Source organism: Paracoccus actinidiae (genome assembly GCF_030863885.1).
Lineage (GTDB): Bacteria > Pseudomonadota > Alphaproteobacteria > Rhodobacterales > Rhodobacteraceae > Paracoccus > Paracoccus everestensis.
In genome coordinates this window covers 915,096-931,390 of the sequence record NZ_CP132956.1, presented here as the reverse complement: position 1 = coordinate 931,390, position 16,295 = coordinate 915,096, and the positions used below count along the sequence as shown (strand labels likewise).

The 16,295-nt window shown below is 67.3% G+C and carries 20 protein-coding genes; 10 read left to right on the top strand and 10 right to left on the bottom strand.

The genetic code is table 11. From position 1 onward, the window contains the following. Positions 1-9 precede the first annotated feature (9 nt). The 4 genes from Q5701_RS04725 to meaB form a co-directional block, all read right to left on the bottom strand. Positions 10-360, bottom strand: coding sequence for a hypothetical protein (locus Q5701_RS04725; protein ID WP_306754028.1), 351 nt, complete (start codon positions 358-360; stop codon positions 10-12). Positions 361-456: 96 nt separating this feature from the next. Then, entirely contained in the window at positions 457-744 is a 288-nt protein-coding gene (gene rpmB, locus Q5701_RS04720) for a 50S ribosomal protein L28 (RefSeq protein ID WP_234853920.1), read from the bottom strand. A 136-nt stretch (positions 745-880) separates the two neighbouring features. Further along, positions 881-1,927, bottom strand: a complete 1,047-nt coding sequence (locus Q5701_RS04715; protein WP_306754026.1) for a bifunctional transcriptional activator/DNA repair enzyme AdaA — start codon at positions 1,925-1,927, stop codon at positions 881-883. A gap of 68 nt (positions 1,928-1,995) precedes the next feature. Then, positions 1,996-2,964 (bottom strand): methylmalonyl Co-A mutase-associated GTPase MeaB, encoded by a 969-nt coding sequence (gene meaB / locus Q5701_RS04710; protein ID WP_306754025.1) that lies wholly within the window; start codon positions 2,962-2,964, stop codon positions 1,996-1,998. A gap of 66 nt (positions 2,965-3,030) precedes the next feature. Between meaB and Q5701_RS04705 the strand changes: the two genes are divergently transcribed. From Q5701_RS04705 to Q5701_RS04695, 3 genes are all read left to right on the top strand, one after another. After that, complete coding sequence (locus Q5701_RS04705) at positions 3,031-3,378, top strand: thioredoxin domain-containing protein (protein WP_306754023.1); 348 nt, start codon at positions 3,031-3,033, stop codon at positions 3,376-3,378. A 68-nt stretch (positions 3,379-3,446) separates the two neighbouring features. After that, positions 3,447-4,739 (top strand): serine--tRNA ligase, encoded by a 1,293-nt coding sequence (serS, locus tag Q5701_RS04700; RefSeq protein WP_306754022.1) that lies wholly within the window; start codon positions 3,447-3,449, stop codon positions 4,737-4,739. 66 nt (positions 4,740-4,805) lie between these two features. After that, positions 4,806-5,552 (top strand): hypothetical protein, encoded by a 747-nt coding sequence (locus tag Q5701_RS04695; RefSeq protein WP_306754021.1) that lies wholly within the window; start codon positions 4,806-4,808, stop codon positions 5,550-5,552. Here Q5701_RS04695 and der read toward each other — a convergent pair. The 5 genes from der to Q5701_RS04670 all read right to left on the bottom strand — a co-directional run bounded on the left by der (position 5,549) and on the right by Q5701_RS04670 (position 10,231). Next, entirely contained in the window at positions 5,549-7,033 is a 1,485-nt protein-coding gene (der, locus tag Q5701_RS04690; RefSeq protein ID WP_234853926.1) for a ribosome biogenesis GTPase Der, read from the bottom strand. The two genes, Q5701_RS04695 and der, sit on opposite strands and share 4 nt — an antisense overlap. Next, complete coding sequence (locus Q5701_RS04685) at positions 7,030-8,355, bottom strand: PQQ-like beta-propeller repeat protein (RefSeq protein ID WP_306754019.1); 1,326 nt, start codon at positions 8,353-8,355, stop codon at positions 7,030-7,032. The genes der and Q5701_RS04685 overlap by 4 nt, the downstream gene beginning before the upstream one ends. Positions 8,356-8,388: 33 nt before the next feature. Continuing rightward, a complete protein-coding gene (locus tag Q5701_RS04680; RefSeq protein ID WP_306754017.1) occupies positions 8,389-9,057 on the bottom strand; it encodes a tetratricopeptide repeat protein in 669 nt (222 codons plus the stop codon). A 124-nt stretch (positions 9,058-9,181) separates the two neighbouring features. Further along, positions 9,182-9,781, bottom strand: a complete 600-nt coding sequence (locus Q5701_RS04675) for a superoxide dismutase (protein WP_306754015.1) — start codon at positions 9,779-9,781, stop codon at positions 9,182-9,184. A gap of 195 nt (positions 9,782-9,976) precedes the next feature. Then, complete coding sequence (locus Q5701_RS04670) at positions 9,977-10,231, bottom strand: hypothetical protein (protein WP_306754013.1); 255 nt, start codon at positions 10,229-10,231, stop codon at positions 9,977-9,979. A 201-nt stretch (positions 10,232-10,432) separates the two neighbouring features. On the opposite strand from Q5701_RS04670, the gene ccmI reads away from it, so the two are divergent. The 7 genes from ccmI (at position 10,433) to plsY (ending at position 15,712) form a co-directional block, all read left to right on the top strand. Then, positions 10,433-11,644, top strand: coding sequence for a c-type cytochrome biogenesis protein CcmI (gene ccmI, locus Q5701_RS04665; RefSeq protein ID WP_306754011.1), 1,212 nt, complete (start codon positions 10,433-10,435; stop codon positions 11,642-11,644). Next, complete coding sequence (ruvX, locus tag Q5701_RS04660) at positions 11,641-12,111, top strand: Holliday junction resolvase RuvX (RefSeq protein ID WP_306754010.1); 471 nt, start codon at positions 11,641-11,643, stop codon at positions 12,109-12,111. The genes ccmI and ruvX overlap by 4 nt, the downstream gene beginning before the upstream one ends. Further along, positions 12,108-12,275 (top strand): DUF1289 domain-containing protein, encoded by a 168-nt coding sequence (locus Q5701_RS04655; RefSeq protein ID WP_306754008.1) that lies wholly within the window; start codon positions 12,108-12,110, stop codon positions 12,273-12,275. The genes ruvX and Q5701_RS04655 overlap by 4 nt, the downstream gene beginning before the upstream one ends. A gap of 65 nt (positions 12,276-12,340) precedes the next feature. Beyond that, positions 12,341-13,303, top strand: coding sequence for an aspartate carbamoyltransferase catalytic subunit (locus Q5701_RS04650; RefSeq protein WP_306754006.1), 963 nt, complete (start codon positions 12,341-12,343; stop codon positions 13,301-13,303). Next, entirely contained in the window at positions 13,300-13,860 is a 561-nt protein-coding gene (locus Q5701_RS04645) for a hypothetical protein (protein ID WP_306754004.1), read from the top strand. Before Q5701_RS04650 ends, Q5701_RS04645 begins: the two co-directional genes overlap by 4 nt. Next, complete coding sequence (gene pyrC / locus Q5701_RS04640; RefSeq protein WP_306754003.1) at positions 13,857-15,131, top strand: dihydroorotase; 1,275 nt, start codon at positions 13,857-13,859, stop codon at positions 15,129-15,131. The genes Q5701_RS04645 and pyrC overlap by 4 nt, the downstream gene beginning before the upstream one ends. Then, entirely contained in the window at positions 15,128-15,712 is a 585-nt protein-coding gene (gene plsY / locus Q5701_RS04635; protein ID WP_306754001.1) for a glycerol-3-phosphate 1-O-acyltransferase PlsY, read from the top strand. Before pyrC ends, plsY begins: the two co-directional genes overlap by 4 nt. On the opposite strand, the gene Q5701_RS04630 is transcribed toward plsY, so the two are convergent. Continuing rightward, positions 15,709-16,092, bottom strand: a complete 384-nt coding sequence (locus tag Q5701_RS04630; RefSeq protein WP_306754000.1) for a hypothetical protein — start codon at positions 16,090-16,092, stop codon at positions 15,709-15,711. The genes plsY and Q5701_RS04630 overlap by 4 nt on opposite strands. Between the last annotated feature and the right edge of the window lie 203 nt (positions 16,093-16,295).

Genomic DNA, 16,295 nt, shown 5'->3' with positions numbered 1-16,295 from the left:
TCCTTTGTGTCAAACAGGGAATGGTTCGGAAATCCCTGGTGACGGAGGACCGCGCGCCGCGGGACGCGGCGATGGACGCCCCTGCGCATGTAGAACAAGACCGGGCCGATTCAGCCTGGCAGGACCGGGGGACAGCGCCAGATCCAGCGTTCCCCCCGGCAGGGCGGACAACAGCGACAGCGCCATGTCGGGGCAGACCTGCGTTTGCCGCGTCCCGTCGGGGTGATCGACGAGCACCACGCCATGACCCGTGCACAGCACGACCTGTTCGGCGCGCACTACGGTCCCGCGCGCCGCGCCCAGGCCGATGCCGGTCAGGACAAGGCACAGAATCAGCGCAAGATGGACCGGGCGTTTCATGGCGCGACCATCCCTGATGCGCGGGGTAAAGGCAATCGATACGCAAAAACCCCGCCGCAGGAACGACGGGGCATATTGCCGCAATCAGGGCGCCAATCAGGCCTGTGCTTCGACCTTGGCGATCTCGCGCTTGATCTTCAGGGCGCGGTCCGACAGTTCGGTATCCTTGGCCTTTGCCAGAAAGGCGTCCAGGCCGCCACGGTGATCGACCGAACGCAGGGCAGCCGCCGAGATGCGCAGCGAATAGCCGCGGTTCATCTTTTCCGACGTCAACGTGACCTCGTTCAGGTTCGGCAGGAACCGGCGGCGGGTCTTGTTGTTGGCGTGGCTGACGTTGTTACCGCTCATCGGGCCTTTGCCGGTCAGTTCGCAGACGCGCGACATGGTGTTGATCCTTCGTCTTTGCTATGCGGGCGGTCCCGGCAGGGGTTCCGTCCCAAAGTGAAAAGGCGCCGCGAGGCAGCGCCCTGAATTCCGTTTGCGCGTCCCTAATGGAACCTGCGTAGGCCGTCAACCCGAATCAGGCATAGCGACGCTCGATCCCGATCAGCTTTTCCTTGCGCCACAGCCCGCCCGCATATCCGGTCAGCGTGCCGTCCGCGCCGATCACCCGGTGGCAGGGCACGACCAGGGCGATGCGGTTCGTGGCATTGGCGCGGGCGACGGCGCGGGTGGCCGTGGGACGGCCAATGGCATGGGCAAGCTGGGCATAGCTGCGCGTCTGGCCTGCGGGGATATCCTGCAAGGCGCGCCAGACCTGCTGCTGGAACGGCGTGCCGTGCAGGGTGACGGGAACATCCAGGCGTGGTGCCCGGCCCGCAAAATAAGCGGACAACTGCGCCTCGGTCAGGTCATGGGTGGCGGTCCGGCCCAGGCCCACGCGGCCGCCCACATGGGTGGACAGGCGCCGCAGCCCATCGGGCAGGGCCTTGCGATCGATGAATTCCAGCAAGTGCAGTGCCTGGTCGTCACAGATGGCGATCATGCCGCCCAGGGGGGTGTCGATCCAGTCGGCCAGCAGGTCCGACCCTTGCCGCATCTGGTGTGGGGCATGGCCGAACAGCCGTGCAAAAGCCCCGCGAAAGCCCGACGCCGAATCAAACCCGGCCTCTAACTGTGCGTCGATCATCGCCGATCCTTTCGCCAGGCGGCCCATTCCCCCCTTCAGCCGGGCGGCGCGGGCCATGTCCAGGAAGCTTTGCCCGAAATGACGCTTGAACGCACGGCGCACGGTCGAGGGGTCGTGCCCAAGCGCCAGCAGGTCGGATTCGGACCAGCGATGGCCGGGCCTGGCTTCCAGGCGCGCGATCAGGTCGCCCACCAGGGCATCGCCCTCGGCCGTGGGGCCAAGCGGATAACAGCGGCGGCAGGGCCGGAATCCCGCCGCCTGCGCCGCATCGGGCGTGGCGAACCAGCGGCAATTCTGCGGCAAGGGCTTTCGGGCCGGGCAAGTCAGGCGGCAAAAGATGCCGGTGGTCGTCACGCCCACCAGGGCGCGGCCTTCCCAGGCCGGATCGCGCGCCAGCAGGGCGGCATAAAGCGTGTCGGTATCGGGCAAATCCAGCATGACGTTTCCCCCTGTCCATGCCCGACACTAACCGATTCGCCGCCGCCATGGGCCGCAAAATCGGGCGTTTATTCCTGCCGCGCCAGCCAGTCCAGCATGGCGTGCGCCGCCTCGGTCGGGGCTTTGCTGCCGCCCGCCACCGCATCGCCCAGGCAGGCCAGCCGGTCGCGCGCGGCAGCCGTTTCCAGCCGCGCCAACAAGCCTGCGCGCACATCGGCCACGAACCATTGCCGCGCCTGTTCCGCCCGATTGGATGCGAAATGGCCCTGGTCCCGCCGCCACCCGGCCAAGGCCTGCATCTGGTCCCAGGCGCCCGCCAGCCCGTCGCCCGTCGCGGCCGATACCGGCAGCGCCTTGGGAAAGCCCTGCGGATCCTGGGGACGCCTGCGCAACAGCCGCAACGCGCCTGCGTAATCGGCCACCGTGCGGCGCGCGGTACCCAGCAATTCGCCATCGGCCTTGTTGACCAGGATCAGGTCGGCCATTTCCATGATGCCGCGCTTGACGCCCTGCAATTCGTCGCCCCCCGCCGGGGCCAGCAGCAGCACGAACAGGTCGCACATCTCGGCCACAAGGGTCTCGGACTGGCCCACCCCCACGGTTTCGATCAGGACCACGTCATAGCCCGCCGCCTCGCACAGGCGGATCGCCTCGCGCGTGCGCCGTGCCACGCCGCCAAGCTGCGCGTTGGAAGGCGTGGGGCGGATGAAGGCCATGGGGTTGCGGGCCAGCGTCTCCATCCGGGTCTTGTCGCCCAGGATGGACCCGCCGGACCGGGTCGAGGACGGATCGACCGCCAGCACCGCCACGCGCAAGCCCTGTTCGGTCAGCATGGTCCCGAACGCCTCGATAAAGGTGGACTTGCCGACGCCGGGCGTGCCCGACAGCCCGATGCGCAAGGACTGGCGGTCGGGCAGGTCGGCCAGCAGGGCGACCGCGCGGGCGCGATGGTCGGGGCGTGTCGATTCGATTAGCGTGATCGCCCGCGACAGGGCGCGCCGGTCGCCTGTGACCAGGGGTTCCAGAAGCTTGTCCATGGATCAAAGGGATAGGGGGGCGGGGAACGATTGCCAAGCCTTCGCCGCACCGTGATAATATCTGCCATGACTCGCATCCTTGCCGCCCTTGCCCTTGTGCTGTTCGCCCTGCCCGCTGCCGCGGGTCCACTGCGCCTTCTGATGGTCGAGAAAGAGGGCTGCGTTTATTGCGAAGCCTGGGACCGCAACATCGGGCCGGGATACGCCGCGACGAATGCGGGCCGCGCCGCGCCCCTGATGCGGGTGGATATCCATGGCCCCTACCCCGACGGCCTGGCCCTGGCCCGGGGCCCCTTTGTCACGCCCACCTTTATCCTGCTGGACGGGGGATCCGAGGTCGGCAGGCTGGAAGGCCACATGGCCGCCCCGCAATTCTATCCGGCCCTGTCAGCCCTGCTGGAGCAGGCGCGATGAGCGGGCTTTCCCAGGTGCCGCGCATCGGCTAGGCAACGGCCAGCATTCTTTCAGCGACGGTGACGATCATGCATGACATCCGTGCCATCCGGGAAAACCCCGCAGCCTTTGACGCGGCCTTGTCGCGGCGCGGGCTTGCCCCCCTGTCGGACCGCATCCTGTCGCTGGACGCCGATCGCCGCGCACGGATCGTTGCGGCGGAAACGGCCCAGGCCGACCAGAACCGCGCCAGCAAGGACGTGGGTGCCGCCAAGGCGCGGGGCGAGGATGCCGAGTTCGAGCGTCTGCGCGGGCTTGTGGCCGAGAAAAAGGCCGACATCACCCGGATGCAGGCCGAGGTATCCCTGCTGGATGGCCGGTTGCGCGACCTGCTGATGGAGATTCCCAATTTGCCCCTGGACAGTGTGCCCGACGGCGCGGACGAGGCGGACAATGTGGAACTGCGCCGCTGGGGCAGCCCGCGTGCCTTCGATTTCACCCCTGTCGAGCATTTCGAGATCGCGGGCGTGCGGCCCGGCATGGATTTCGAGACAGCCGCGAAACTGTCGGGAAGCCGCTTCGTGGTGCTGAAGGGCGGCGTGGCGCGCATCCACCGGGCGCTTGCCCAGTTCATGCTGGATCTGCACGTCACCCAGCATGACCTGCAAGAAACCTGGACCCCGGTGCTGGTCCTGGAAAACATGATGGTCGGCACCGGCCAGTTGCCGAAGTTCGGCGAGGACAGCTATCTGACGCGCGAGGGTTATTGGCTGATCCCCACCTCCGAGGTGACTCTGACCAACACTGTGCATGGCGATCTTGTGGAACACGCCACTCTGCCCCGCCGCATGGTCGCGCATTCCCAGTGCTTCCGGTCCGAGGCAGGCAGCGCGGGCCGCGACACCACCGGAATGCTGCGCCAGCACCAGTTCGAAAAGGTCGAGATGGTGTCGATCACCGATGGCGACACGGGCGTGGCCGAACACGACCGCATGACCCGTTGCGCCGAGGCGGTGCTCGAAGGTCTGGAACTGCCTTATCGCACCATTGTCCTGTGCACCGGTGACATGGGTTTTGGCGCGCGCATCACCCATGACATCGAGGTGTGGTTGCCCGGCCAGGACAAGTATCGCGAAATCAGCAGCGTCAGCTATTGCGGCGACTTCCAGGCGCGGCGGATGAACGCCCGTTACCGGTCGGACCAGACCGGCAAGCCGGAATTCGTCCATACGCTGAACGGGTCGGGCCTGGCCGTGGGCCGTGCACTGATCGCCGTCTTGGAAAATGGCCAGCAGGCGGATGGGTCGGTGATTCTTCCCGCCGCGCTGCACCCCTATCTGGGTGGGGCGACGATGCTGGGGGCGGACGGCAAGCTGAGCTGACGTGAAAACAATCCGCGATCCGGCAAGTTTACCGAAACTGGGCCGCCGACCGAGGCGTTGGCAGTCATGGCGCGAACGGCGGACATCTTTTATCTTGGATCGGTGACGATCTTTGTCGCCAGCGGGCTGTCGCTGGCGACACTGGGCCGGCCTGCCGTGCAGATCGTCACGCCCGACCTGTTCCAGGGGCCAAGCTATGACCTGTTCGGGAACGGCATCGCCGTTCCGATGGCCACCCTGCCGCAGCTTTACGTGCAGCCGCAGAACCTGCTCATGTGGGCCTTGCTGATCGTGCTGTGGGGCTTGCTGCTGCTGGACGGGGTCGGGCAATACCTGGATCCGTTCGACCATGGGCCCCACCCAGCCTGGCACCCGCTGAGCCTGGCCCTAATGGGCGGGGCGGCCTGGCCCTGGCTGGCGGGCCTGCACAAACCCCTGGCGACGCTGGGCGCGCTTTTGATGCTGACGGCGGCCCTGTCGGGAGCGATCCGCGCGCGGGGCCAGCGCCGACCCGCCCCCGCCTTTCTCGCGGGGTGGAGCGTGGCGCTTGGCACCGCGACCGTCGCCACCCTGATCGGCGTACCCATGTCCCTGACCACGCCACAGACTGCCATCCTGGCAATCCTGCCCGGCGCGGTGATCGGCATGATCGCCCAGGAACGGCTGGAACGGTCGCTGGGCTTTTCGCTGGCGATCATCTGGGCCTTTTGCGCGGTCGCCATTTCGACCATGGGCAGCAGCCCCGGTGTCGCCCTGGCCGCGATCATCGGCATATCGGGCATGGGAGTCGTGCTGGTGCGCGCGGCGACCTAGGCCCCCTTGGGCTTTTGCCGGTTTTTGTGCTTGGACAAGGCGCCAGACTGGCTGATCTTGTTGGCCTTTTCCTTGAAGGGATTGTCCCCCCCCTGGTCGCGGAAGAACAGCCGGATCGGGGTGCCGGGCATATCGAAATCCTGGCGCAGGCCGTTGACCAGATACCGCTGATAGCTGTCTGGCAGCTTGTCGGTATGGGTCGCCTTGACCACGAAGGCCGGGGGTCGGGTCTTCACCTGCGTCATATAGCGCAACCGGATCCGGCGCCCGCCGGGCGCGGGGGGCGGGTGGCTTTCGGTCATGGCCCCCAGCCACTGGTTCAGGCGCGCGGTCGAAATGCGGCGGTTCCAGACCTCGTGTGCCTTGAGGATCGCGGCGTGCAGCCGGTCCAGCCCCTTGCCGGTGCGCGCGGACACGGTGACCAATGGTGCGCCCTTCAACTGCGGCAGCAGCTTTTCGAAGTTCGCGCGCAGCTCATTCAGTTTCTGCGGCTTGTCGTCTTCCAGATCCCACTTGTTCGCGGCCACCACGACTGCCCGACCCTCGGTTTCCGCAAAGTCGGCGATGCGCAGATCCTGCTGTTCAAAGGGGATCGCCACGTCCAGAAGCACCACGACGACTTCCGCAAAGCGGACGGCGCGCAACCCATCGGCCACCGACAGCTTTTCGACCTTGTCCGTGACCTTGGCGCGCTTGCGCATCCCGGCGGTGTCGAAGATGCGCATGGGCGTGCCCATGAACTCGGTCGCAACGCTGATCGAATCGCGGGTGATCCCGGCCTCGGGTCCGGTCAGCAGCCGGTCCTCGCCGATGATCTTGTTGATCAGCGTGGACTTGCCCGCATTGGGCCGACCGATCACCGCCAGTTGCAACGGACGCGCGGCAGACGGGCGCCAATCCTCGGCCCCTTCGCCGCTTTCGGCATCGGCCTCGGACAGATCCACGTCGGTTTCGGCGGCGACCGGGGTCGGCCGTTCAGCCTCGATCTGGTCGGACAACGGCATCAGGACGCGATACAGGTCGTCCATCCCCTCGCCATGTTCGGCGGAAATGCGCAGCGGCTCTCCCAGGCCAAGGCCCCAGGCCTCCATCGCGCCGGATTCGCCTGCCCGGCCTTCGGCCTTGTTGGCGGCGACGATCACGTGTTTCGCACGCTTGCGAAGGATATCGGCGAAATATTCGTCCGCTGCCGTCACGCCAATGCGCGCGTCGATCACGAACAGGCAGACATCGGCCTCGTCCACGGCACGCTCGGTCAGGCGGCGCATCCGGCCTTGCAGGCTGTCGTCCTCGGCCATTTCCAGGCCGGCGCTGTCGATCACGACAAATCGCAGGTCGCCCAGCCGGGCGGCGCCTTCGCGCAGGTCGCGGGTGACGCCGGGCTGGTCATCGACCAGGGCCAGGCGCTTGCCGACAAGGCGGTTGAACAGGGTCGATTTGCCGACATTGGGCCGACCGACGATCGCGAGGGTGAATGTCATCTGAATGCGTGCAATTGGCCGCTGCGCGAGACGACATAGATCGTCTGGCCCGCAACGGCAGGGGCGGCGGCGGCACCGCCGGGGATTTGCGCCTGGCCGGTCAGGGCGCCGGAATTTGGATCGAAGACCCGCATCACCCCGTCCGAGGACACGACGAACAACCGTCCCCCGGCCAGCACGGGGCCGAAATGGGCATGGATCCGGTCCTGCCTGCGGATGCGTTCGGTTGTGTAATAGGGCATGGGGACGCGCCAGATCACGCCGCCGGTCGCGGCGTCCAGCCGGATCAGTTCGGCCTGGTCGTTGACGGCAAAGACCGACCCGCCCGCCACGACGACCGGGCTGTTGGCCCCGTCGCGCGCGGACCAGGCCTCGATCCCGCTGTCCAGTTCGACGGCGTTGATGCGGCCCGACGAGGTGCCGCCATAGACCACGTTGCCCGAAATCACCGGATCGCCGGTCACGTCGCGGATGTTGGCAATGGCGCGCCCGATCCGTATCCCGCCGATCTGAGCGGTCCACAGCGTTGCGCCGGTTTCGCGATCGGCTGCCAGAAGCTGGCCGGATGCAAAGGGGAAGACCACCGTATTGCCCTGGATCGCCGGGACAGACACACCCATCACCCCTGCGGTCGAGGGCGTGCCCGAAGTCTGCCACAGCACCTTGCCATCGGCCGCGCGGACCGCCCAGCCGATGTCGTTGCGCCCCAGGACATAGACTGTGCCGTTCTGCACCGCCGGACCGCCGCCGATCGGCGCATCGACCCGCTGGCGCCACAGCACGCGGCCCGAGGCCGCATCAAGCGCGACCAGTTCGCCAAAGCCGCTGGTTGCATAAACACGCCCGCCCTCATAGGCGAGGCCGCCGCCCGACACGCTGTCGCGGGTTTCCAGGGCCGGGGCGATGTCGCTGGTCCAGGCGGTGGCGCCGCCGGTGGTCGTCGCGGTCACGCGCGTGCGACTGTCCAGCGTGAAGACCAGCCCGCCCCCCACGACGGGGTCGGCGCTGATGCGATGGCGCTTGCCGCTGCCGTCGCCGATATTCGCGGTCCAGATGCGGCTGGTCCCCGCGCCCACGGCCAGATGCCCCGGCTGATGCGCGGCATTGCCCGCCCGATGCGTCCATTCAGCATTGGCAACAGGTGCCGCCAGCAACAGCGCGGTCGAGGTGACGGGCGCCGGGCCGTCGATCGCGGGACCATCGGGCGAGGTCACGGCCAGCGGATCCAGCCTTTGGCCTGGCAGGATGGTGTCCCGTTCGCCGCAAGCCCCCAGGCCCAGCGTGGCCGCCAGGGCCAGGGTCAGTCGCAGCGTGGCGGTCATTCCTCGCCTCTCCCTCGTATCTGTCATTGGCGATCAGCCCGCGGGCATATTGTCGGACGGTTCCGGTTCAAATCCCAGGGCGATCATCATCTCGGACAGGCGCAGGCGCAAGGCCTCGGTCGTGCCGTCCTTTTGCTGGATCTGGCGGATCAGGTTCACCGCGTCATCGGGCCGGCCCGCGCCGACCAAGGCGATGGCCTTTTGTTCCAGGGCCAGCAGTTCGAACGGCGCCCCGGCTTGGGACAAGCGCGACAGGATCTCGTCGCGTTGCGCGAGGTCCATCGCGTCGCCTTGCAGCATCACCAGCTTCAGTTCGGCAAGGTCATGCAGGACTGTTCCCGCCGCGGCATCGCCTGCCACATTGCGCAGCGCATCGGTTGCGGCAGCGTCGTCGCCCTTGTCGGACCATTCCGAGGCCGCGATCATCGCGCCCAGAATGCGGCGGGATTCGGCGCCCTGCGGATCGACCCCCATGATCGCTGCCGGATCGCCCGAGCTTTCCGCCGCCAGAACGGCATCGCCCCAGGCCCGCGCCCGCGCCTGGTCCCGTGCCTGGCTGTATTCACGCCAGACGACGCCCGCGACGATGCCCAGGATCACTAGGCCGGCCACCCAGCCCCAGCGGCGGAACAGCCGAAACAGGCGTTCGCGGCGCAGGTCGTCAAAGACCTCGTCGATGAAATTGTCGTTCTGGTTGGCCATGTCCCGCATTCCGCAGTGTCTTGCGCGTTGTCTTATACCGGCACGGGCCGAAAAGCCAATGGGGCCTTGCAGAAGGCAAAAGGCCCGGCACAGCGGCCGGGCCTTTGCAAGACGGTGCAGGGGGTTACATCCGCGAAGCGACGTTTTCCCAGTTCACCAGGTTCGACAGGAAGTTTTCCAGGTATTTCGGCCGCGCGTTGCGGAAGTCGATGTAATAGCTGTGTTCCCACACATCGCAGCCCAGCAGCGCCGTCTGACCGTGGCAGAGGGAGTTCACTCCGTTCTCGGTCTTGGTCACTTCCAGCCCGCCGCCGGCGGACTTGACCAGCCAGACCCAGCCCGACCCGAACTGGCCCACGCCGCCTTCGGTGAATTTCTTCTTGAAATCATCGATCGAGCCGAAGGATTCGGTGATCGCCTTTTCCAGCTCGGACGGCATGGCGCCGGGCTTGGGCGTCATCATTTCCCAGAACTGCGCGTGGTTCCAGTGCTGGCTGGCATTGTTGAAGATGCCGTTCTGCGCCACCGCGTCCTTTTGATAGGTGCCCTTGACGATGTCCTCCAGCGACTTGCCGTCCCATTCGGTGCCCGAGACCAGCTCGTTCAGCTTGTCCACATAGGCCTTGTGGTGCTTGTCGTGGTGGTATTCCAGCGTTTCCCTGGACATGCCGCCTTCGGCCAGTGCGTCATGCGCATAGGGAAGATCAGGAAGCGTGAAAGCCATTTTTCTGTCCTTTCGTAAGGGATTGAACCTTTGGGTCCGGCGCACAGTCCCGCATTCATCTGATCAACGCAAGGGGAATGGCCGGGTTCCTGACCATGCGGGCGGACCCCGGAACGGCGAAGGCCGGGGGCTGGCTGCCCCCGGACCCCCGCGGATATTTAGGCCAAGGCAAAAGCCTTGGCGGGCCTTCGCGGCTCAGTTGGCCGGGGCCGTGGTCGTGCCCGGCGCGGCAGGCTCGACCTCGACCGCATCGTCGACGGCGGTGTCGGCGGGCGTCGTGGTGGTCGTGCCGGCGGGTACCGTCGTGGTGGCGGTGCCTGTGGTCGTGTCGCTGGTCGCGGTCGCGTCCGTCGCCGTGTCGTCGCCCGACATGAAGAAGAACAACAGCGCCACCACAACGACGATGGCGCCGATAATGATATACATGCGATTGCTGTTGGGTTCGGCCATTCTTTTCCCTCTCGGTTCAACATTCCACACCCGGACAATGAGGGCCAAGCCCTTCCGGTTCCCGCGCAATTCCCGATGCGCGGGTTCGTGGTCAATGTGTCACACCCCGCAGTTGCGGGGGTCCAGGCCGAATGCGACAGGCTGACGCTTTCCGAACGGGCCAAAGCACCCTAAAAGGTGGGTTCGAACAAAGGGGCTGACATGTTCTGGATCATCTGCGCCGCGCTGACAGGGGCCGTGGGCCTGGCCATCATGGCGCCCCTGCTGCGTGCCCGGGGCGATGCCGCCCAGCCTGCGGCGGCCTTTGACCTGCGCGTGTACCGCGACCAGTTGCAAGAGGTCGAGCGTGACCTGGAACGCGGCGTGATCGCGCCGGACGATGCCGTCCGCCTGCGAACCGAGATCGGGCGCAAGGTTCTGGATGCCGACCGGCGCTTGTCCCAAGTGACGGCGGGCGGTGCGGGCGGGCGCGGGCTTGTGGTCCTTGGCGTGCTGGCGGTGCTGTTTGCGGGCGCGGTGGGGTTGTATCTGCGCGAAGGCCAGCCGGGCCGGGGCGACCTGCCGGTGGCGCAGCGCATCGCCCAGTCCCAGCAGGTCTATGAAAACCGCCCCAGCCAGTCCGAGGCCGAGGCAAGGGCCCCGGCCCCCGCGCCGGTGGAGGTGCCCGAAGATTTCGCGGCCCTGATCGAGCAGTTGCGCGAAGCAGTGGCCCGGAACCCCGATGATCCGCAAGGCCTGGCCCTGCTTGCCACGAACGAGATCCGGCTGGGCAACCTGCCTGCCGCGCGCCAGGCGCAACAACGGCTGGTCGATCTGCGCGGCGAGGGGGCAACCGCTGACGAACTGGTCCGCCTGTCGGCCCTGATGATCGAAGCCGCAGGCGGCCTGATCACGCCCGAGGCCGAGAAAGTCCTGGCCCGCGCCCTGGGCAGGGATCCTGCCCATCCGCAGGCGCGATATCTGCTGGGGATGCTGCAATTGCAGAACGACCGTCCCGACCGGGCCTTCCCGCTGTGGCGCCAACTATTGGAGGAAGGCCCAGAGGACGCCCCCTGGATCGCGCCGATCCGCACCGCCATCGCCGATCTGGCCTGGCTGGCGGGCCAGCCCGATTATGTCCCCCCCTCTCCCATGCCCGGCCCCGATGCCGATGCGGTGGCAGCAGCCGGGGACATGACACCAGAAGAGCGCCAGCAGATGGTCGCGGGCATGGTGTCGCAACTGGAGGCGCGGCTGGCCCAGCAGGGCGGCACGCCTGATGAATGGGCGCGGCTGATTTCCTCGCTTGTGGTAATCGGCAATACCGACCAGGCGCGCGCCATCTGGACCGAGGCGCAGACGCGCTTTGCCAGCCAGCCCGAGGCCCTGGAGATCGTCCGCCAGGGGGCCGTCCAGGCGGGGCTTGTCCAATGATCCATCTGGAGATCGCCGATTTTGCAGGCGCCCTGCCCCCCGTGGGCGCCATCGCCGGGCTGGATCTGGGCACCAAGACCATCGGCGTCGCCGTCAGCGACGGGTTGCGCCAGGTGGCGTCCCCCCTGACGGTGATCCGGCGGCAGAAATTCACGCTGGATGCTGCCGAACTGCTGGCCATCGCCAAGGATCGCAGGCTGGTGGGCCTGATCCTGGGCCTGCCGCGCAACATGGACGGCAGCGAAGGCCCGCGCGCGCAATCGACCCGGGCCTTTGCCCGCAACCTGTCGAACCTGACCGAGATGCCCATCGGCTTCTGGGACGAGCGTCTGTCCACCGTCGCTGCCGAACGCGCGCTGCTGGAGGCAGACACCTCGCGCAAGCGCCGGGCCGAGGTGATCGACCAGGTGGCGGCGGGATACATCCTGCAAGGCGCACTTGACCGGCTGCGGTATCTGGTCCGATGATCGAATCCCCCTGCATCAAGGTCTGCGTGATCGAGCCGGCATCCGGCATTTGCACCGGCTGCCTGCGCAGCCTGGACGAAATCGCCGCCTGGTCCAGATTGTCCGATGATGCCCGCCGCCGCATCATGGCCGACCTGCCCCGCCGCAGGCAGCAGCCGGGCTGACCCTGCCGCTTGCCGCATGGCGGGCCATCTGCGATAGAAACGCGACCCCGATCAAAAGGCCGCCCATGACCTTCCGCGCCCGTCACCTGCTTGGCATCGACCACCTGTCCCCGCCCGAGATCGTCACCCTTCTGGATCTGGCCGAGGATTACGTCGCCCTGAACCGCCGCACGGTGAAACACGCCGACGCGCTGGCGGGGATGACCCAGATCAACATGTTCTTCGAGAACTCGACCCGCACCCAAGCCAGTTTCGAACTGGCGGGCAAGCGGCTGGGGGCCGACGTTATGAACATGGCCGTGGCGCATTCGTCGGTGAAAAAGGGCGAAACCTTGATCGACACCGCCCTGACGCTGAACGCCATGCAGCCCGACCTGCTTGTGGTGCGCCACCCCCAGTCGGGCGCGGTCAACCTGCTGGCCGAAAAGGTGAACTGCGCCGTCATCAACGCAGGCGACGGACGGCACGAACACCCGACGCAGGCGCTGCTGGACGCTCTGACCATCCGCCGGGCCAAGGGGCGGCTGCACCGCCTGACCATCGCCATCTGCGGCGACATCGCCAACAGCCGCGTGGCCCGGTCGAACCTGCTGCTGCTGGGCAAGATGGAAAACCGTTTGCGCCTGATCGGCCCCGCCACCCTGATGCCCGCGGGCGCGGGAGAGATGGGGGTCGAGCTGTTCGAGGATATGCGCGAGGGGCTGCGCGGCGCCGATGTGGTGATGATGCTGCGTCTGCAAAAGGAACGCATGGACGGCGGCTTCATCCCGTCGGAACGTGAATATTTCCACCGCTTCGGGCTGGATGCCGAAAAGCTGGCCTGCGCCGCACCCGATGCCATCGTCATGCATCCCGGTCCCATGAACCGTGGCGTGGAAATCGACGGCACCATCGCCGACGACATCAATCGCAGCGTCATCCAGGACCAGGTGGAGATGGGCGTGGCGGTCCGCATGGCGGCGCTTGACCTTCTGGCACGGAATTTGCGCGCCGAACGCGGGCGGGCGGCTGCAGGGGTGATGGCGTGATGCCGCAGGCCTTCGGGGAAGTGGACTGGACCGCCCTGCTGCATCCCGGCGAACGGCTTTTGTGGCAAGGCCGTGCCATCGGCGCGGGGCGTCCCGACCTGCCGGTGCGGTTCTGGTCCCTGCTGGGCACGATCCTGTCGCTGGGCAGCCTGCTGTTCCTGCTGATCGCCTTCCTGGGCCGGTCGCAGCCGGATTTCGTCGCAGGCTTTGGCGGCATCGGCATCGTGGCCCTGGCGGTCGGGCTGACCTGCAAGATCCTGCCCCGCCGGTTCCAGATCGCCCGGCTGCGCCGCAGCCGTTACGCGCTGACCGACCGGCGGATGCTGGCGCATGACGGACAGGCGCTTCGGGAATGGGACATCACGCCCGATCTGGACCTGACGGTTCACCCCGAGGATCCCGGCTCGGTCATCGTGGAACCGCCGTGGCAGGGCAACCGCCCGCCCAGGCCGCAGCGCGAGGCGGGCTTCATTGGCATCGCGGGCGCTGACGGGATCGCCGCCATGATCCGGGACATTCAATCGCGCCAGACCGACAGGACGGAGACCGCCTTGTGACCACGCTTTGCTTCCAGAACGCCCGCCTGATCGACCCCGAGGCGCAAACGGATGCCACGGGCAGCCTGCTGGTCCGCGACGGCATGATCCAAGACATCGACGCGGACGCCCCCGAAGGCGCGACCGTCATCGACTGCAACGGCCGTGCGCTTGCACCCGGCATCATCGACTGGGGCGTCAAGATCGGAGAGCCGGGCGAGCGGCACAAGGAATCCTTCCGCAGCGCAGGCCTGGCCGCCGCCGCCGGGGGCGTGACCACCATCGTCGCGCGCCCTGACACCCTGCCGCCCATCGACACGCCAGAATCGCTGGAATTCGTGACCCGGCGCGCCGCCGACGCGCCCGTGAACATCCGCCACATGGCAAGCCTGACCAAGGCCCGCGAAGGGCGCGAAATGGTCGAGATCGGGTTCCTGACCGATGCGGGCGCCGTGGCATTCACCGACGGCGTGCGGCAGGTCGCGGACACGCGGCTGCTGTCGCGCTGCATGACCTATGCGCGCGGCCTGGGCGCGCTGATCGTGGGTCACCCGCAGGACGCAGGGCTTTCGCGGGGGGCGGCAGCCACCAGCGGCAAGTTCGCCTCGATCTATGGCATCCCCGCCGTGTCCCCCATGGCCGAGGTCATCGGGTTGGACCGCGACCTCGCCCTGGTCGCCATGACCGGCTGCCGCTGGCACGCGGACCAGATCACCACCGCCAGGTCGCTGCCTGCCCTGCGCCGGGCGCGGGATGCGGGGCTGGACGTGACGGCGGGAATTTCCATCCACCATCTGACGCTGAACGAATACGATGTGGGCGATTACCGCACCTTCTTCCGCTTCACCCCGCCCCTGCGGTCCGAGGACGACCGTCTGGCCATGGTCGAGGCGGTGGCCGAGGGCGTGATCGACGTAATCGCCAGCTTTCACACCCCCCAGGACGAGGAATCCAAGCGCCTGCCCTTCGAGGCCGCAGCCCCCGGCGCCGTGGGCCTGCAGACGCTGCTGCCTGCGGCGATGCGGCTTTATCACCAGGGCGGGTTGTCCTTGCCGCAACTGTGGCGGGCGATGTCGCTGAACCCGGCGAAACGGCTGGGCCTGCCGGGCGGGCGGCTGGCGGTGGGCGCGCCTGCCGACCTGGTGCTGTTCGATCCCGACGCGCCCTTCGTGCTGGACCGGTTTACCCTGCTGTCCAAATCGAAGAACACTCCTTTCGATGGCGCGCGGATGGAGGGCCGGGTGATCGGCACCTGGGTCGCAGGCCGCCGCGTGTTCGGAGACAAGGCATGACCCTGATCCTGTGGACCGCCTTCGGCTATCTGCTGGGTTCAATTCCCTTCGGAATGGTCATCGCGCGCGCCCTGGGACTGGGCGACCTGCGCAAGATCGGGTCGGGCAATATCGGCGCGACCAACGTGCTGCGCACCGGCAACAAGCCTGCCGCCCTGGCAACGCTGTTGCTGGATTCGGGCAAGGGCGCCATCGCCGTGCTGATCGCGCGTCATTTCGGCGGCGATACGGCGGCGATGCTGGCGGGTGGCGCGGCCTTTCTGGGCCATTGCTTTCCCATCTGGCTGGGCTTCAAGGGCGGCAAGGGTGTCGCGACATTCCTGGGCACGCTGATCGCCCTGCATTGGCCGCTGGGGTTGATCGCTTGCGGGGTGTGGCTGCTGACGGCGGTCGTCAGCCGGATCAGCAGCCTGTCGGCTCTGCTGGCCGCCGCGCTGTCGCCGGTCTTTGCCTGGGGGCTGGGCCGCACGGACCTGATGGCCGTCAGCCTGTTCATGGCGGTGCTGATCTTTGTCCGCCACCGCCCGAACATCGCCCGCCTGCTGGACGGATCCGAACCACGGATCGGGAAGAAAAGCTAGCGTTCGGCCACCAGGGTCCGGCCCATGGGACGCGTCGGACGGACGGGAACGGGTTCAGGCTGCGGCTCTGCCACGACCTCGCGCAGGGGCGCCTGGCTGAAAACCCGCGCCGGGGCGGGGGCTGCCGCACCCGATCCCGCCATGCGGCGCAGCGCATCGGCCCCGCGCCGCGCGGATATCGCCAGCGAAATCAGCGCCAAGCACCCCCCCGCCAGCAGGATCAGCACCACGACCCCCAGGATGCCCACGAAGATCGGCAAAGGCGGCAGCCCCTCGGCCTGGCCGACCTGGGTGACAATGGCCCCGATCAGGGCCACGACCCCCGTGACAAAGACCGCGCCCACGATCCGCTGCACCCACACCATCGCATCCGTCTTCATCGCCCCGTCCCTTTCCGGTTACCTGCCAATGGCACTGCCACCCGCGCGCCGTTGCCGCAAGACAGGGCGGGGTCATATTGTCGTGCGTCACCCGAAGGACGGATCGGGTGCGTTGGCTGGTGCTTACAAATGGCCGCCGCCGAGATGGATCACACCGTCCATCCCGACCCGAAGATTACGACGCGCCGATGATCCCATCCACC

What these genes read in the sequence shown, in the direction of transcription:
- Q5701_RS04650 (WP_306754006.1), top strand. Translation starts at nt 12,341, where the DNA reads ATGACCTTCCGCGCCCGTCACCTGCTTGGCATCGACCACCTGTCCCCG.
- der (WP_234853926.1), bottom strand. Translation starts at nt 7,033, where the DNA reads ATGACATTCACCCTCGCGATCGTCGGTCGGCCCAATGTCGGCAAATCG.
- Q5701_RS04705 (WP_306754023.1), top strand. Translation starts at nt 3,031, where the DNA reads ATGACTCGCATCCTTGCCGCCCTTGCCCTTGTGCTGTTCGCCCTGCCC.
- plsY (WP_306754001.1), top strand. Translation starts at nt 15,128, where the DNA reads ATGACCCTGATCCTGTGGACCGCCTTCGGCTATCTGCTGGGTTCAATT.
- Q5701_RS04685 (WP_306754019.1), bottom strand. Translation starts at nt 8,355, where the DNA reads ATGACCGCCACGCTGCGACTGACCCTGGCCCTGGCGGCCACGCTGGGC.
- Q5701_RS04715 (WP_306754026.1), bottom strand. Translation starts at nt 1,927, where the DNA reads ATGCTGGATTTGCCCGATACCGACACGCTTTATGCCGCCCTGCTGGCG.
- Q5701_RS04675 (WP_306754015.1), bottom strand. Translation starts at nt 9,781, where the DNA reads ATGGCTTTCACGCTTCCTGATCTTCCCTATGCGCATGACGCACTGGCC.
- Q5701_RS04680 (WP_306754017.1), bottom strand. Translation starts at nt 9,057, where the DNA reads ATGGCCAACCAGAACGACAATTTCATCGACGAGGTCTTTGACGACCTG.
- Q5701_RS04630 (WP_306754000.1), bottom strand. Translation starts at nt 16,092, where the DNA reads ATGAAGACGGATGCGATGGTGTGGGTGCAGCGGATCGTGGGCGCGGTC.
- meaB (WP_306754025.1), bottom strand. Translation starts at nt 2,964, where the DNA reads ATGGACAAGCTTCTGGAACCCCTGGTCACAGGCGACCGGCGCGCCCTG.
- serS (WP_306754022.1), top strand. Translation starts at nt 3,447, where the DNA reads ATGCATGACATCCGTGCCATCCGGGAAAACCCCGCAGCCTTTGACGCG.
- Q5701_RS04655 (WP_306754008.1), top strand. Translation starts at nt 12,108, where the DNA reads ATGATCGAATCCCCCTGCATCAAGGTCTGCGTGATCGAGCCGGCATCC.
- ccmI (WP_306754011.1), top strand. Translation starts at nt 10,433, where the DNA reads ATGTTCTGGATCATCTGCGCCGCGCTGACAGGGGCCGTGGGCCTGGCC.
- Q5701_RS04670 (WP_306754013.1), bottom strand. Translation starts at nt 10,231, where the DNA reads ATGGCCGAACCCAACAGCAATCGCATGTATATCATTATCGGCGCCATC.
- ruvX (WP_306754010.1), top strand. Translation starts at nt 11,641, where the DNA reads ATGATCCATCTGGAGATCGCCGATTTTGCAGGCGCCCTGCCCCCCGTG.
- rpmB (WP_234853920.1), bottom strand. Translation starts at nt 744, where the DNA reads ATGTCGCGCGTCTGCGAACTGACCGGCAAAGGCCCGATGAGCGGTAAC.
- Q5701_RS04695 (WP_306754021.1), top strand. Translation starts at nt 4,806, where the DNA reads ATGGCGCGAACGGCGGACATCTTTTATCTTGGATCGGTGACGATCTTT.
- Q5701_RS04725 (WP_306754028.1), bottom strand. Translation starts at nt 360, where the DNA reads ATGAAACGCCCGGTCCATCTTGCGCTGATTCTGTGCCTTGTCCTGACC.